We start from the raw sequence: 14,535 nt of genomic DNA, 5'->3' as shown, positions 1-14,535 counted from the left end.
TCTGGCGCGATATTCTGATGAGTATGGTAAGGGATTTTGTTCAAGATGTAATTCGAACTTATGAATGTTTTTCACAAAAAATTCGTGAAATTTGTCACGAAGTGTTCAAAGCTTAAAAGCTCATGAGGCAAAACAAGTTTTATACTATGAATATAGTGAAAACGAATAAATGGAGAGGTGAGGAACATATGGAATTTGATAATATCATGCTAAGCCGCATATTAACGACTTTAACGTTATCCTTCCACATTATTTTCGCAACAATTGGGGTTGGCATCCCTTTGATGGTTTCGATTGCAGAATTTATTGGAATTAAAAAGAATGATTCCCATTATTTACTGCTTGCTAGACGCTGGACACGCGGGTTTGTCATCACGGTAGCGATTGGAGTAGTAACCGGAACATGTATCGGTTTGCAGCTTTCGCTTTTATGGCCGAGCTTTATGAAGATTGCAGGACAAGCGATTAGTTTGCCTTTATTTTTGGAAACATTCGCTTTCTTCTTTGAAGCCATTTTCTTAGGAATTTATTTATATACGTGGGATCGATTTAAAAACCAGCTTTATCATTGGATGTTATCGATTCCGATTGTCCTTGGAGCCTCAATGTCTGCGTTTTTTATTACGACTGTCAATGCATTTATGAACACACCGCAAGGCTTCCAAATAGTAGATGGTGCTATCACAACATTAGACCCCATTAAAGCCATGTTTAATCCGGCAACACCAACGAAAACATTTCACGTCTTGGCAACTGCTTACGTAACATCTGCATTCATACTGGCCACGATTGCAGCATTCCAAATTTTAAGAGGAAAAAATACAGAGTATACGAGAAAAGCTTTGCATTTAACAGTTACATCAGCATTTATTTTTGCCATACTGACAGGGATCGCAGGCGACTTGTCCGCGAAGTTCCTGGCAAAGCACCAGCCTGAAAAATTAGCTGCGATTGAATGGCATTTTGAAACGGAAAAAGGAGCCGACCTTGTTTTATTCGGTGTATTAGATGAAGATAAACAAGAGGTCAAATATGCCATTCATTTACCGAAGATGCTAAGCTTTTTATCTTTCAGCAATTTTGACGGGGAAGTAATAGGGTTAAATGAGTTTCCAAAAGATGAAACTCCTCCATTATATATACACTATTTGTTTGACTTTAAAGTAATGTTTGCTATGTTTATGCTCCTTGTATCTTTCTTATATGTTGTTTTTTCCAAATGGAAAAAAGAATGGATGCAACATAAATGGCTGCTGCGTGCAATTGTTCTTTGCGGCCCTTTAGCAATGATTTCTATTGAATTAGGTTGGTTTTTGGCGGAAGTTGGCCGTCAGCCGTGGATTTTAAGAGGATATATGAAAGTATCGGAAGCAGCGACTACCTCAAACGGAGTAGGAGAGATGTTGTGGTTGTTCTTTGGCTTATATGCACTGCTTGCCATAGTTTGTACAATTGTGCTTCGCAAAATGTTTATCAACAACCCGGCTGAAGCAGAGCTTGAGTATCGATTTCGCGATTAATCCAGGAAAGGAGGATGCTGAAGGTGGAAAATCAATTAGTAGGAATAACTGTTCTTTGGCTGTTTCTTTATGGGTACTTAATTGTTGCTTCCGTTGATTTTGGCGCAGGTTTTTTCGCTTATTATGGAAAAATCACAAAACAAGATCATATAATGAATAAGCTTATTAGCCGTTACTTATCACCTGTATGGGAAGTAACGAACGTATTTTTTGTCTTTTTCTTTGTCGGAATTGTCGGATTCTTTCCTGATACAGCATACTATTTTGGAACAGCCTTGCTTGTACCGGGAAGTATTTCACTCGTTTTATTAGCGATTCGCGGTTCCTTTTATGCATTCAATAACTACGGAGCAAAAGATAATAACATATATATGTTTTTATATGGAGCAACAGGGCTGCTGATTCCTGCCTCGTTATCAACTGCTCTGACGATTTCGGAAGGCGGTTTTATTGAAAAAAGAGGAGACAAGTTAGTCTTCTTAGCAAAAGAGTTATTTATAAACCCTTATTCTTGGAGTGTCGTCATTTTGGCGATTGTGTCAGTTTTATTTATAAGTGCCAGCTTCCTTACGTATTATGCGGACAGAGCAGATGACCGTAAGGCGCTTGAGCTTTTGCGCGGATTTGCCCTTTTTTGGAGCCTGCCGACGATTTTGGCAAGTTTCTTAGTTTTTGTTACGTTAAGACAACATAATTTCGCTCACTTTGAAAATATTCTCGATCATTACTGGTGGATGTTTGTGCTTTCATTAATTTGTTTCATCATCGCATCCGTATTGATCTGGATGCGTCGAAATTACGGAACGGCCTTTATCTTCGTTATGTTTCAATTTTTCTTTGCGTTCTTTGGCTATGGGGCTTCCCACTTGCCGTATCTTTTATACCCTTATGTCACCATTTACAGCGGCTACACGAATGAGACAATGGGAATTGCGCTTGTCATCGCATTTATTTTAGGATTATTGCTATTAATCCCATCGATCATTTTGTTAATGCGTTTATTCTTGTTTGATGCCGATTATGTTAAAGGGAAAAAATAGAAAGATTGAGATCCCATTCGATACACTTAGAATGAATATTATTGATAGAAAAATAGAGAAACGAACAGGCAGGCCATCGAAAAACGGGCCTGCTTTTTTGGTTAAAAAAATTTATATTTTTCAATATTTTAGCAATATCTATTATTTAAAAATTGAAGTATACTTTTCTCAATTATCATGATAATACATAACTTCAGAAGGTAAGCCCAATTTTGCAGAAGCAGTACCAGATGCGGCAAGGAGAGTTTCAAAAAATAAGCAATAAAAGTTAAAGAGAGGTAAAAATTGATGGGGGCTTTGGCTAAAATATTCATAATTCTTTTCGTATCAGTCAGTATAGGAACTTTTGCATTTCTTAGAGCTAAAAGAAGATGGCAACAAGGTTGGACAAAGTTTATCTCAGTAAGTGAAGTTTATCAAGGCGAAGAAAAGGTATATCCTTTTGATTGGATTAAAGAAATTGATGATCCGTGGACTGAGAATCCAGATGAAGAAGATGATTTTGACATTAGTAAGCTGAGTTCTAAATCCATAAAATCAGCGGAATGTTTAAATCATATGAGTGAGGTGTGCTTCTTTTTCGCAGCACCTGATGTGATTCAAGAAGAAAAGTCAGCAAATATATTTCGAGATGTTAACCCATTTGTGCTTGATATCATTATGAAAGAATTAGTACCCCACTATAAGGAAGTCAAACAATTTTTCATAGATGGAAAATTCAAGGAAATACAATTATCAGAGCTTAAAGACGAATCAAAAGAATTGGTAAATAGTTTACTGTCCAAGGGATTTTATCCAGTTGTATCAGATTTGTACAGGGGAAAAGATTCTTATCTACCGACAGGACCGAGGAATCTTAAATATTTTTTAATCAAAAAAGAAGCCGTTACTCCTTTGTATTTAAAAGAGACTGAGAGAATAAAGAGATTTGTCCAAATTGCCTATTTTGACCGAAATAAATCATTCAATTTAATGCCAGTGGGTTGGAAATTAGAAGAGAATTTAAGGGATTCCCTAACAATTCGTTCTTTTTACAGTTTTGCCAAACAAATTGTCCTGTTGGTTGATACAGTTGATGACAGTGTTTTAGGGTTATATATATTCGGGTAGTTCACGTTGTTTTGAATTTATTAAAGAAAGATATTATCTAATGTTTTAAATTAAAACAATGATGACAGTATAGTTTAAATCTATCTGTACACGGTCCAGATCCACAAGGGAACGCTTCGGAAGTGATACATCGCACGAAGGAAAGCGGTAGTATTATAGGAGCCTAGGCCCTTGAGGTCGCTTCGGTCCTGTCATGAAAATGCTTTTGAATATGATTATTTCTTTCATAATTAAAAAGACAAGTATTCCGTTGTCGGGTATTTTCGATGAACATAATCCTGCAAAAATTCATCAATCATCATTTCATATTCTTTCATATTCTCATTAAAAGATTGGGCATGAACACCGTTAGCTGCCATGAAAAGCTTTTTCGGCCCTTTTTTTCGTTCATACAGTGCTTCCGTCATCATTGGCAGTATAAAGTCGTCTTTCTTGCTATGAATAAATAAGGTCGGATTTTTGATATTTTCAATAACGGATATTGGCGAAACTTCCCCGATGGAATATTTATCGCGTACCCGCAAAAACAGATCAGCAACAGGCAAAAACAGTGTCGAAGGGAGCTTGAATTCCATTTTAAGCCGGTAGGCGAGCTGTTCCTTAAAATCGGAGAACGGGCAATCAGCAATGTAGAAATTTGCACCGTCCTCAAGCATTCCGGCATACAAGAGCATCGTTGCAGCCCCCATTGATTCACCGTGAATTCCAAGAAGAAGATCAGGACCTTTTTCTGATTTCAGCCAATCAACAACAGCTTTCAAATCAAACTTTTCGTAGTGGCCGAAGCTGGTCGTTTTTCCTCCGGATTCTCCATGACGGCGGTGGTCATAAATGAGGACATTAAATCCCCGTTCTAAAAATAGATTCATGTACTTAATCGAATTTATTTTGTTTTCCGTTACACCATGGCTGATGATTATATATTGATTTGTATAGTACGGTTCTACTAAAACGGCTTTAATGAAGTAACCGAAAGGGGAAGAGATCATAATTTCCCGTTTTGGCAATTTTTCATATTCAGACAGGTTTAGCCGCCCGGCTTTTTTTTCCCGATTAAGAATGAACGTATCCTCTTTCTTTTTTATGTACATCAGGCGGTTTGTAAAATAAACGCCGATTGATGATAGCAAAATTAGAAAAGAGAAAAGGAAACGGAATGCCTTTTTCAAAGACGATCCCTCCGCAAATGTAGTCTTCTTTATTTTACCATTTTTCAGGCGGGTAAAACATAATAATTCTAAAACGAAAAAGGGACTGACTCATAGGCAAAGGGTCAGACCCCTCTAATACAACATATAGACAAACTGATAACACTATTCTATATATTGTGATTGTTGGAGGGAGTCAGACACTTATGAGTAAGCCCCTTTTTGTGCGCATTTCTTATTGTTTAGCATTCTGCCGTTTTGTCGGGTGGATTGCTTTTTCAAGTTCTTCTGCAGCGATTGTTTGTTTTACTGTATCAGCGACAGGCTTTCCCTTTTGGTTGTAGCCTTTTTCTCTTTTATCGGTCATCGTTATTCTCCCTTCAAGTTTGTCTTCATTTTATAAGATGAGTTAACCCACGAATGCTTATTCATTAAAAATTCATTTATATGGGTTGAGCGTTAAGCTTGTAATAGGTGCTTTCAATCGGGCGGGAAAGGAGAGGGCGGACAATTTCAATCGCGTGCAGTAGTTTTTCTAAATCAATGCCGGTCCGGATACCCATCCGCTCAAGCATATAAACAACATCCTCTGTTGCTGCATTTCCCGCCGCACCTGGTGCAAATGGACATCCGCCCAGACCTCCGGCAGATGTATCAAAACGGGAAATCCCTGCCTGAATCGCCGCAAAAATGTTTGTTAAGGCCATATTCCGCGTATTATGAAAGTGGGCTGTCAGCAATGTGTCTGGAAACGCTTTCGTTAACTTTGAAAATAAAGAATAAGACTCATGAGGAGCCGCCATGCCGATCGTATCTGCTACACTCAGCTCGTCAGCACCTGCAGCAACAAACTCTTCGCAAAGCTTGATTGTGTCCTCTTCCAAAATTTTTCCTTCATAAGGACAGTAAAAAGCTGTTGAAATACAAGCACGGACAAAAAATCCTTTCTCTTTCAGCTCTTTAATCATCGGTTTTACTTCATTCATACTTTCCTTCGTAGTTTTATTAATATTTTTTTGATTAAAGCTGTTGCTGACCCCGACGAACAAAGCGACTGCCCTGCAGCCGGTTATATATACACGGTCAATCCCCTTCCGGTTTGGTGCAAGCACAATGTTTCTTGTTTCCTCATCAAGACACTCCTCCACAATTTCGGCGGCATCACTCATTTGCGGAACCCATTTCGGAGAGACGAAAGAAGTCAGTTCCAATTCTTTTAAGCCGGCAAGCTTTAAAGCGTTAATAAACTCCTTTTTTGCGTCAGTAGGTATAAAATTTTTTTCATTTTGGAGCCCGTCTCTCGGTCCGACTTCAATAATTGTTATATGTTCAGGCAAATGCAGCGTCATGTTTCACCCTCCTGTTCTCATAGAATATTTTAATGGGAATAAATTTAAAATAGAAATAATAATCAAAATTTTCGTAAAAGAAATGTGGAATGAAAGTGCTGTAGCAGACCCGAGCATTATGTGAATCTGTCCTGTTTTAGAGACAATTATTAAAATTAAGTAAACTTTTTTAAAAATTAGAAAGCGTTTTCAAAAGGAGTGAATGCGGATGAAGAAAATATGCACATCCTTCCATGAGGCAGTTGCTGACATTCATGATGGCGCCACACTCATGGTCGGTGGTTTCGGTCTTTGCGGAATACCGGAAAACCTTATCTTGGCACTGGTTGAAAAAGGCGTGAAAAACTTAACGGTCATTTCAAATAACTGCGGTATAGACGATTGGGGACTTGGACTTCTTTTGAAGAACAAACAAATTAAGAAAATGGTCGGTTCTTATGTGGGGGAAAATAAAGAATTTGAGCGGCAAGTGTTGACAGGTGAGATCGAAGTGGAATTAATTCCGCAGGGTACACTTGCAGAAAAAATCCGGGCAGGCGGAGCGGGAATTCCGGCGTTTTTCACCCCGGCTGGTGTCGGCACTCCGATAGCGGAAGGAAAAGAAACAAGAGTGTTTAACGGAAAAGAATATCTTTTGGAAGAAGCGCTTACTGCAGATTTTAGTCTTGTCCGCGCCTGGAAGGGAGACAAAATGGGCAATTTGATTTATCACAAAACGGCAAGAAACTTCAATCCAATGATCGCGGCAGCAGGAAAAGTGACAATCGCAGAAGTTGAAACACTTTATGAAACAGGGGAACTTGATCCGAATTTTATTCATACGCCAAGCATTTACGTTCAGGTATTGATTGAAGGAGAACAGGAGAAGCGGATTGAACGGCTTACAGTAAAAAAATAGTTTTTAAGAAAGGAGAGAAAAGGATGAGCAAAGACAAAGCGGCTGTTCGTGAAAGGATTGCCAGACGAGCGGAAAAAGAAATTGAAAATGGCTTTTATGTGAATCTTGGAATTGGAATGCCGACTCTTGTAGCCAACTATATTTCGGAAAATAAGCAAGTTGTGCTGCAGTCGGAAAACGGCCTCCTAGGCATTGGCCCGTATCCTGAAGAGAATGAGGTCGATCCTGACTTAATTAACGCCGGAAAAGAAACCGTAACGGCAATCCCGGGTGCCTCGTATTTTGATAGTGCCGAATCATTTGCCATGATTCGCGGAGGGCATATTCATCTCGCCATCCTCGGAGGAATGGAAGTATCCGAGAAAGGCGATCTCGCCAATTGGATGATACCCGGCAAAATGATCAAAGGAATGGGCGGTGCGATGGACCTTGTCCATGGTGCGCAAAAGATTATTGTGATTATGGAGCACACGAATAAAAACGGGGATTCTAAAATTTTAAAAGAGTGCAGTCTCCCACTTACAGGCAAGGGAGTTGTAGACCGGATAATTACAGAGCGGGCCGTTATCGATGTAACAGAATCTGGTCTGAAGCTTGTAGAAGTGGCAAAAGGTTTCACAATTGAAGATATTATAAATTCAACCGAACCTGAATTGATCATCGATGAAACGGTTTTCACTGACGCTTTCTAGTATTTTTTTATGCAAAAGGCAGGGTAATATAGTCCTGCCTTTTCGTAAATTAATAGAAACATTATATAAAAACGCTGTCAATTCTAATTTTTAATGAAATAGTAACCGAAACTTTCCTCCGTTTTCACTATAGATTTACGGTTTAGAGCGTAAAAGCTGCTGGAGCTCATCTTTGTTTCGAGTCAGATCTTCTAAAGTATACCCTTTTAAGACAGTGATGAATGCTTGTAGTGCTTCATATAAAGCATGTTTTAATTTACAAGAGGGTGAGATGAGACATTGATTTCCCTCGCGATGAAAACATTCTACCACGTGAAAATCTTCCTCTGTGTGTGTTACGACTTCCCCGATATTGATGTCGCGGGGATGCTTTGCAAGTCGTATGCCGCCGTTTCGTCCCCGGATCGTTTCTATAAGACCAAGCTTTCCGAGCTCATGAATAACTTTCATTAAATGATTTTTTGAGATGTGATAGGCTTCAGCAATCTCTTTAATATTGCTTAATTCATCATCTTTTTTTAATGCCAGATATAATAAAACACGAATCGAGTAATCCGTATAATTTGTTAATCTCATTTCACTGACCCCTTGGTTGAAATAAAGGTATTTTTATCATAGCATTTTTTCCAACCGGTTGGTAAGGTTTATGCTCTGCCATTGTTTTCATCATAATCACATTGGAAATGTGACAACTTTTTTAAAGATGTATATAAAATATATCTTTTTACGGTAATTTTTTTACTATAAAGATGTATTTAAAATGCATATTTAAAAAGGATGAGACAAAATGTTAAGTGCGAAAACGATTGAAATTGTAAAAAGTACTGTTCCTGTATTGGAAAAACATGGTGAAGAAATTACAAAGCGTTTTTATGCGACGATGCTAAATGCGCATCCGGAACTTCTAAATATTTTTAACCATACGAATCAAAAAATAGGCAGACAGCAATCAGCTTTAGCTAATGCGGTTTATGCATTTGCGGTTTTCATTGACCAGCTTGAAAAAATCATGCCAGATGTGAAACTAATCGCCCATAAACATCGCAGCCTCGGAATCAAACCGGAGCATTATCCAATCGTAGGAAAATATTTAATCTTAGCAATCAAAGATGTATTAAAAGATGCAGCTACAGATGAAATCATTCAAGCTTGGACAGAAGCATACGGTGTTCTGGCAGATACATTTATTTCTATTGAGAAAGAGATGTATGAAGAAGCGGAAAGCAAAGAAGGCGGATGGAGAGATTTTAAAGAATTTTATGTTGCAAACAAAATAAAAGAAAGTGATGTTATTACATCCTTTTATTTAAAACCAAAAGACGGATCAAAGGTAGCTTCCTTCTTGCCGGGCCAGTATATTAGTGTTCGTGTCAAAACACCGGGCAGCGAGTATACACAAATTCGCCAATACAGTTTATCCGATGCTCCGAATGGAGAGTATTATCGCATTTCGGTTAAGCGCGAAGCTGAGGAACAGAAACAAAAGGGGATTGTTTCAAATTTCTTGCATGACTTTGTAAATGAGGGAGATACAATTGAAGTAAGTGTTCCCGCAGGTGACTTTGTCTTAAATATGGAGAATAAAAAGCCTCTTGTACTTATCAGTGGCGGAGTAGGGATTACACCACTAATGAGCATGTTAAAGGTTGCTTCAAAAGAACAGCCAGAACGTGATATCACATTTATTCATGCAGCAAGAAATGGACGATACCATGCGCTTCGTGAAGAAACATCTTCATTAGGTGCAAAAGTTCTTTTCTGCTATTCCGATCCGACTGAAGAAGATATCGCTTCACAAAGTTTTGATAAAGAGGGATATATTACGTCTGAATGGTTGCAAGAAGTGATTGAAAACAAAGATGCAGATTACTATATTTGCGGACCTGTTCCATTTATGAAAGCCACTTATCAAGCATTACAAGATATTGGCGTCAAAGAAGAAGCAATTCATTACGAATTCTTCGGGCCAAGTATGAAACTATAATAAAAATGATTTTGCTTCTTAAAGAGAAAAATCGAAAAAGGGCTTACAGTGTATACTGTGAGCTCTTTTTAATCCTATTTAATGTGCAATATAAAATCAAACAACTTGTGTGTGTATCTCTCTGTCATTTTTTATAAACATGATGATATAATATTTTTCAAATTAATTGGTAGTGAGGAATGTGGAATGAAAAGACAACCATCCAATCATAAACCGAAAAAAGATGAAAGCACTGTTACGTTAGGCGATATGCTGAATCAAGATTTGATGAAACAATTAAAAGAAAAACAAAAAGAATTGAAGGCAGAGGAAGAACGTAGGCAGAAAGAAGAAGAACAGCGAAAAAGAGAAGAACGTCGCCTGCGGGAAAAAAACAAGTCATTTGAAGAACTGCTTTCAGAAAGCAATTTAAACTGGAAGGACTTTAAATAATGTTGAACCTATGAAAAGAGAGGAAGTGGTTCATTCATTGAAAAGTGGCTTATAAACTTTAAGAAGTGGATCATAAACCCTGGAAAGTGGATCATAAATCTTCAAAAGTGGCTCATAATCTATGAAAAGTGGATCATAAACTCTGAAAAGTGGCTCATAAATCTCGAAAGTGGACGGATTCCCTCTTAAAATAGCTATTAAATGCCAGGCTGAACCCAAATCAATGGTCCAGCCTGGCATTTTTAGTCTATCGACACCCTCGGAATTCGCATTTATGAAGGTTATGAGCCCTTATTTCGAAATATGAGCGGTCATTTTGATATATGAGCCCTCATTTCGAAATATGAGCGGTCATTTTGATATATGAGCCCTTATTTCGAAATATGAGCCTTCAATCCGATTTATCAGCCTTTATTTCATTTTATGAGCCGTCGATCTGATTTATGAGCCTATCATTTTGTTTATGACCCATCGATCTGACATTAGAAACCTATCATTTCGTTCATGCGCCGTTGAACTGATTCTATGAGCTTCCAATCTAATATTATTTAAAGAAAACCCGGTTCTTTTTTATACATTATCGATGCTGATCATATTTGTTTGCTTTTGTCAAAGATTGGATTAGCTCCACTTCCTCCTGTGAAAGCGGCTCGCTCATGACAGCCCGTGCATTTTCTCTTACTTGCTGCACGGAACTTGCACCGGCAATGACCGAAGCGACGGCAGGATGGGACAGATCGTATTGTAAGGCGATTTCAGTAAGAGGACGGGAACCGGCAACCTTTTCTTTTAAAGCTGTCAGGACTTGTTCTAATTCTTGGTAGCTGTAGTCCAAATATCCATTTTCTTTCACTGATTTTGAAGCTTTTTCAAGCATTTTGTCGCTTAACAAGCCTTTTGCAACAGGTCCACGCGCAACAACGCTTATTTGATGGTTATTCAATAGTGAAAGCGCCTCTTCTTCCGGACGGCGGTCCAAAATGCTGTACTGCATCATTACGGAAACAATATTTGACCTTTTCACATACTCACGGATTACATTCGGGCGTATTGATGAAATTCCGTAATAACGGATTATTCCTTCCGCTTTTAATTCTTCAAAAGCTTCGATTGTCTTATCAATCGGATCGTCAATTGTTCCGCCGTGGAGCTGGAAAAGGTCAATATAATCCGTCCCAAGCCGTCTTAAACTTTGTTTCGCAGCTTCTTTTATATACTCTTTTGAAGGATCCCATCTCCAGCTTGTTTTGCCGTCATTCCAGCGATTTCCTGCTTTCGTTGCAATGATCACTTTTTCACGGACGTCTTTTAATGATTGACCGACGATTTTTTCATTTTCGCCGAAATCATACAAATCGGCTGTATCAAAATAATTGACGCCCTCTTCAAGCGCAGCCTCAATAATTTCCCTTGCTGCTTTTTGGTCTGTGCCAAGGGACATGCATCCGAGACCGAGCTTGCTTACCATCAAGTCTGATTTCCCCAGTCGTCTTTTTTCCAAAAAAATTCACCTCGTTTCATCTCTTTAATTTCATTTTATCGAACATGTTGAAACAAGCACAAATGAATTGGATATTTTTGAGCGGGGTTAGCAATCTTCCGATAATTAAATCTTATTTTAATATTCTTTGAATTTTTTGTGATTTTCTCAAGTTTTTCCTGCCATCACATAAAACATCTATTTTTATCCTATACTCCATTAACTAATGTATGGTAAAATGTATGGACAAAAAATTAAAGAATAGAAAAGGAGTGCAGATAAATGGGAAAATTATTTGAGGAAAAAACAATTAAAACAGAACAAATTTTTTCGGGTAGAGTTGTTAAATTGCAAGTAGACGATGTTGAGCTTCCAAACGGACAAACATCAAAGCGGGAAATCGTTAGACATCCTGGTGCTGTAGCTGTAATTGCAATAACAAATGAAAATAAAATTGTGATGGTGGAACAATACCGGAAGCCGCTCGAAAAATCAATAGTTGAAATCCCTGCCGGAAAATTGGAAAAAGGTGAAGATCCCCGTGTCACCGCATTACGCGAGTTAGAAGAGGAAACGGGATATGAATGCGAACAGATGGAATGGTTGATTTCTTTTGCCACATCTCCTGGTTTTGCGGATGAAATTATTCATTTATACGTAGCAAAAGGACTGTCCAAAAAGGAAAATGCAGCCGGATTGGATGAGGATGAGTTTGTCGATCTTATTGAACTGACACTTGACGAAGCCCTTCAATATATAAAAGAAAAGAGAATCTACGATTCAAAAACCGTAATTGCCGTTCAATATTTGCAGCTTCAAGAGGCTCTCAAACATAAATGAACCAATATTATGTAGATCTGCATATCCATATAGGCAGAACACAATCCGGTAAAGCTGTTAAAATAACCGGCGCAAAATCACTGACATTTACAAACATTATCACGCATGCGAGAGAAGAAAAAGGCCTTAACATGATCGGTGTAATCGACTGCCACTCACCTGAGGTTTTGGAGGAAATGCACTTATTATTAGAACAAGGTTATTTGACTGAATATTCGGACGGCGGGTTGATGTATGACGGCATGGCCATAATCCCGGGTTCGGAATTGGAAGTTTTTGATGCGGATTGTAAAGGACCAATCCATGTGCTTTGCTATTTTTCAGGATTTAATGCCATGAGCAATTTCTCAAGATGGCTGAAACAACATGTGAAAAACATTAATCTCAGCTCACAAAGAATTTATGCTTCGGGAAGAGAATTGCAGCATAAAGTAAAAGAGCTGGGCGGGCTGTTTATTCCCGCCCATGTTTTTACCCCTTTTAAAAGCCTTTATGGAAGCGGTGTCGAGCGATCTTTGGAAGAAGTGTTTGACCCCGACCTTATCGATGGAATTGAACTTGGCTTGAGTGCTGATACATCGATGGCAGACCAGCTAGGTGAATTGCACGAATATCCGTTTCTCACAAACTCTGATGCTCATTCTAACGGCAAAATTGCTCGGGAATATCAAGTTATGCAAATGAACGAGCCTTCTTTTACAGAACTGAGGAAAGCATTACAAGGCGAAGGAAAACGAAAGATCGTTGCAAATTACGGGATGGATCCTCTACTTGGAAAATACCACCAAACGGTCTGTGCTAAATGTTTTTCTTCTGTTGATCTTGAAAACAGAAGGTGCAGTCATTGCGGTCATTCTAAAATAATAAAAGGGGTATCCGACCGGATTCATGAATTGAAAACAGCAAAAACAGGTCCTATCGGCAGACCACCATACATACACCAAGTACCGCTTGAATTCATTCCGGGTCTTGGTCCAAAATTGCGGGCAAAACTTCTCGGCCATTTTGGTACAGAAATGGCCATTCTTCATGAAGTTCCTTTTTCTGCTCTAAAGGAAGTCGTCCCGGAAAAAATTGCAACATTCATTATGAAAGCCCGCTCCGGCGTTTTAACCTTACATGCCGGCGGCGGAGGAAAGTATGGAAAAATTTCCGAATAGCTCAAAAACCGGCTTCTAACATTGAAGGCCGATTTTTAACGCTTTAAAGTACTGAGGGCCAGACCCCCGTTGAAGAAAGATGCCCAAAATTTCCTCATAGTTTAGGTTATACATTTGCTAGACAAGCATATGAATTTAATAACCGATTAATAGGAGGAAGGGCAATGAAGAAAAAAATGTACCAGAACGCTGCAGCCATCCATTTTCGCGAGCATTCCTCAATTTATTTATTTATCATAGTTTTGTTCTTGATGGGGGTCATTTTTGGTGCAATCGTTGTCAATAGCTTAAGTTTCAGTCAAAAAGAAGATTTATTTTATTATTTGTCACAGTTTTTTGACCAAGTTTCCGATGGCAAGGTGGCGGAAGCAAATGATTTATTTTTTCAAAGCTTTTTTCATAACAGTAAATTTATCGGGTTAATCTGGGTGCTTGGCATATCCATTATCGGTCTGCCGGTTATCTTAATTTTATTATTTATAAAAGGATTGGTTATTGGGTTTACTGTCGGCTTTCTCGTAAATCAAATGGGATGGGACGGTTTCATCCTTTCATTTGTTTCCGTTCTGCCGCAAAATTTAATTATCATTCCTATCTTTATTATTACTGCAACACTGTCGGTTAGCTTTTCGCTAAAAATGATTCGCAGGCAATTTCTTAAAAAAATCAGCCCGCCAGTAATGCCGTTATTTGGCCGATATGTCCTTGCATTTTTCCTGGCTGTCGTACTTATTTCAGCAGCAGCAGGGATTGAAGCATATATTTCACCGGTTTTGATGAAGGCGATTGTAAGTTCAGGAAAATGAATAAATAGAATGGAACTGCTCTTTGGCGGGCAGTTCTTTTCGTTTGTAAATATAAAAATATATTATAATTACTCTT

The 14,535-nt window shown here is 38.4% G+C and carries 15 protein-coding genes; 10 read left to right on the top strand and 5 right to left on the bottom strand.

What is annotated here, in order from left to right; all coding sequences use genetic code 11:
• Positions 1-188: 188 nt before the first annotated feature.
• The 3 genes from C0966_RS09050 to C0966_RS09040 all read left to right on the top strand — a co-directional run bounded on the left by C0966_RS09050 (position 189) and on the right by C0966_RS09040 (position 3,670).
• Positions 189-1,520 carry a cytochrome ubiquinol oxidase subunit I gene (locus C0966_RS09050; RefSeq protein ID WP_274855046.1) on the top strand — a complete coding sequence of 444 codons (1,332 nt, stop codon included), beginning with the start codon at positions 189-191 and terminating at the stop codon, positions 1,518-1,520.
• 23 nt (positions 1,521-1,543) lie between these two features.
• On the top strand, positions 1,544-2,560 hold the full coding sequence (locus tag C0966_RS09045; protein ID WP_274855045.1) for a cytochrome d ubiquinol oxidase subunit II: 1,017 nt from the start codon (positions 1,544-1,546) through the stop codon (positions 2,558-2,560).
• A 288-nt stretch (positions 2,561-2,848) separates the two neighbouring features.
• Entirely contained in the window at positions 2,849-3,670 is an 822-nt protein-coding gene (locus C0966_RS09040) for a hypothetical protein (RefSeq protein WP_274855044.1), read from the top strand.
• Between the two features lie 230 nt (positions 3,671-3,900).
• Here the strand turns inward: C0966_RS09040 and C0966_RS09035 are convergent, their stop codons facing one another.
• The 3 genes from C0966_RS09035 to C0966_RS09025 form a co-directional block, all read right to left on the bottom strand.
• Positions 3,901-4,839: an alpha/beta hydrolase gene (locus C0966_RS09035; RefSeq protein ID WP_274855043.1), complete on the bottom strand. Its 939-nt coding sequence runs from the start codon at positions 4,837-4,839 to the stop codon at positions 3,901-3,903.
• A gap of 214 nt (positions 4,840-5,053) precedes the next feature.
• Positions 5,054-5,185 carry a hypothetical protein gene (locus C0966_RS09030; RefSeq protein WP_274855041.1) on the bottom strand — a complete coding sequence of 44 codons (132 nt, stop codon included), beginning with the start codon at positions 5,183-5,185 and terminating at the stop codon, positions 5,054-5,056.
• 76 nt (positions 5,186-5,261) lie between these two features.
• Positions 5,262-6,167 (bottom strand): hydroxymethylglutaryl-CoA lyase, encoded by a 906-nt coding sequence (locus C0966_RS09025; protein ID WP_274855040.1) that lies wholly within the window; start codon positions 6,165-6,167, stop codon positions 5,262-5,264.
• A gap of 208 nt (positions 6,168-6,375) precedes the next feature.
• Between C0966_RS09025 and C0966_RS09020 the strand changes: the two genes are divergently transcribed.
• Complete coding sequence (locus tag C0966_RS09020; protein WP_274855039.1) at positions 6,376-7,065, top strand: CoA transferase subunit A; 690 nt, start codon at positions 6,376-6,378, stop codon at positions 7,063-7,065.
• A gap of 23 nt (positions 7,066-7,088) precedes the next feature.
• A complete protein-coding gene (locus C0966_RS09015) occupies positions 7,089-7,757 on the top strand; it encodes a CoA transferase subunit B (RefSeq protein WP_274855038.1) in 669 nt (222 codons plus the stop codon).
• Positions 7,758-7,892: 135 nt separating this feature from the next.
• On the opposite strand, the gene C0966_RS09010 is transcribed toward C0966_RS09015, so the two are convergent.
• Positions 7,893-8,333: an RrF2 family transcriptional regulator gene (locus tag C0966_RS09010; RefSeq protein ID WP_274855037.1), complete on the bottom strand. Its 441-nt coding sequence runs from the start codon at positions 8,331-8,333 to the stop codon at positions 7,893-7,895.
• A 211-nt stretch (positions 8,334-8,544) separates the two neighbouring features.
• On the opposite strand from C0966_RS09010, the gene hmpA reads away from it, so the two are divergent.
• Together hmpA and C0966_RS09000 are read left to right on the top strand one after the other, a co-directional pair.
• Positions 8,545-9,741 (top strand): NO-inducible flavohemoprotein, encoded by a 1,197-nt coding sequence (hmpA, locus tag C0966_RS09005; RefSeq protein WP_274855036.1) that lies wholly within the window; start codon positions 8,545-8,547, stop codon positions 9,739-9,741.
• Between the two features lie 186 nt (positions 9,742-9,927).
• Entirely contained in the window at positions 9,928-10,173 is a 246-nt protein-coding gene (locus tag C0966_RS09000; RefSeq protein ID WP_274855035.1) for a YqkE family protein, read from the top strand.
• Positions 10,174-10,750: 577 nt separating this feature from the next.
• Here C0966_RS09000 and C0966_RS08995 read toward each other — a convergent pair.
• Positions 10,751-11,674: an aldo/keto reductase gene (locus C0966_RS08995; protein WP_274855034.1), complete on the bottom strand. Its 924-nt coding sequence runs from the start codon at positions 11,672-11,674 to the stop codon at positions 10,751-10,753.
• Between the two features lie 261 nt (positions 11,675-11,935).
• On the opposite strand from C0966_RS08995, the gene C0966_RS08990 reads away from it, so the two are divergent.
• The 3 genes from C0966_RS08990 (at position 11,936) to spoIIM (ending at position 14,459) form a co-directional block, all read left to right on the top strand.
• Positions 11,936-12,493 carry an NUDIX domain-containing protein gene (locus C0966_RS08990; RefSeq protein WP_274855033.1) on the top strand — a complete coding sequence of 186 codons (558 nt, stop codon included), beginning with the start codon at positions 11,936-11,938 and terminating at the stop codon, positions 12,491-12,493.
• Positions 12,490-13,653: an endonuclease Q family protein gene (locus C0966_RS08985; protein ID WP_274855032.1), complete on the top strand. Its 1,164-nt coding sequence runs from the start codon at positions 12,490-12,492 to the stop codon at positions 13,651-13,653. The genes C0966_RS08990 and C0966_RS08985 overlap by 4 nt, the downstream gene beginning before the upstream one ends.
• A gap of 164 nt (positions 13,654-13,817) precedes the next feature.
• The gene (gene spoIIM, locus C0966_RS08980) at positions 13,818-14,459 is read left to right on the top strand and encodes a stage II sporulation protein M (protein WP_274855031.1); all 642 of its coding nucleotides are present in this window, start codon (positions 13,818-13,820) and stop codon (positions 14,457-14,459) included.
• The last annotated feature ends 76 nt before the right edge of the window (positions 14,460-14,535 follow it).

This window comes from Bacillus methanolicus (assembly GCF_028888695.1).
In the GTDB taxonomy this organism is placed as follows: Bacteria; Bacillota; Bacilli; order Bacillales; family Cytobacillaceae; genus Bacillus_Z; species Bacillus_Z methanolicus_B.
Note: the sequence above shows the minus strand (reverse complement) of the source record. Positions and strands in the feature narration are given on the sequence as shown.

Coding starts and splice junctions, on each gene's coding strand:
- C0966_RS09050 (WP_274855046.1), top strand. CDS start 189: ATGGAATTTGATAATATCATGCTAAGCCGCATATTAACGACTTTAACG.
- C0966_RS09040 (WP_274855044.1), top strand. CDS start 2,849: ATGGGGGCTTTGGCTAAAATATTCATAATTCTTTTCGTATCAGTCAGT.
- C0966_RS09030 (WP_274855041.1), bottom strand. CDS start 5,185: ATGACCGATAAAAGAGAAAAAGGCTACAACCAAAAGGGAAAGCCTGTC.
- C0966_RS09025 (WP_274855040.1), bottom strand. CDS start 6,167: ATGACGCTGCATTTGCCTGAACATATAACAATTATTGAAGTCGGACCG.
- C0966_RS09020 (WP_274855039.1), top strand. CDS start 6,376: ATGAAGAAAATATGCACATCCTTCCATGAGGCAGTTGCTGACATTCAT.
- C0966_RS09015 (WP_274855038.1), top strand. CDS start 7,089: ATGAGCAAAGACAAAGCGGCTGTTCGTGAAAGGATTGCCAGACGAGCG.
- C0966_RS09010 (WP_274855037.1), bottom strand. CDS start 8,333: ATGAGATTAACAAATTATACGGATTACTCGATTCGTGTTTTATTATAT.
- hmpA (WP_274855036.1), top strand. CDS start 8,545: ATGTTAAGTGCGAAAACGATTGAAATTGTAAAAAGTACTGTTCCTGTA.
- C0966_RS09000 (WP_274855035.1), top strand. CDS start 9,928: ATGAAAAGACAACCATCCAATCATAAACCGAAAAAAGATGAAAGCACT.
- C0966_RS08990 (WP_274855033.1), top strand. CDS start 11,936: ATGGGAAAATTATTTGAGGAAAAAACAATTAAAACAGAACAAATTTTT.
- C0966_RS08985 (WP_274855032.1), top strand. CDS start 12,490: ATGAACCAATATTATGTAGATCTGCATATCCATATAGGCAGAACACAA.
- spoIIM (WP_274855031.1), top strand. CDS start 13,818: ATGAAGAAAAAAATGTACCAGAACGCTGCAGCCATCCATTTTCGCGAG.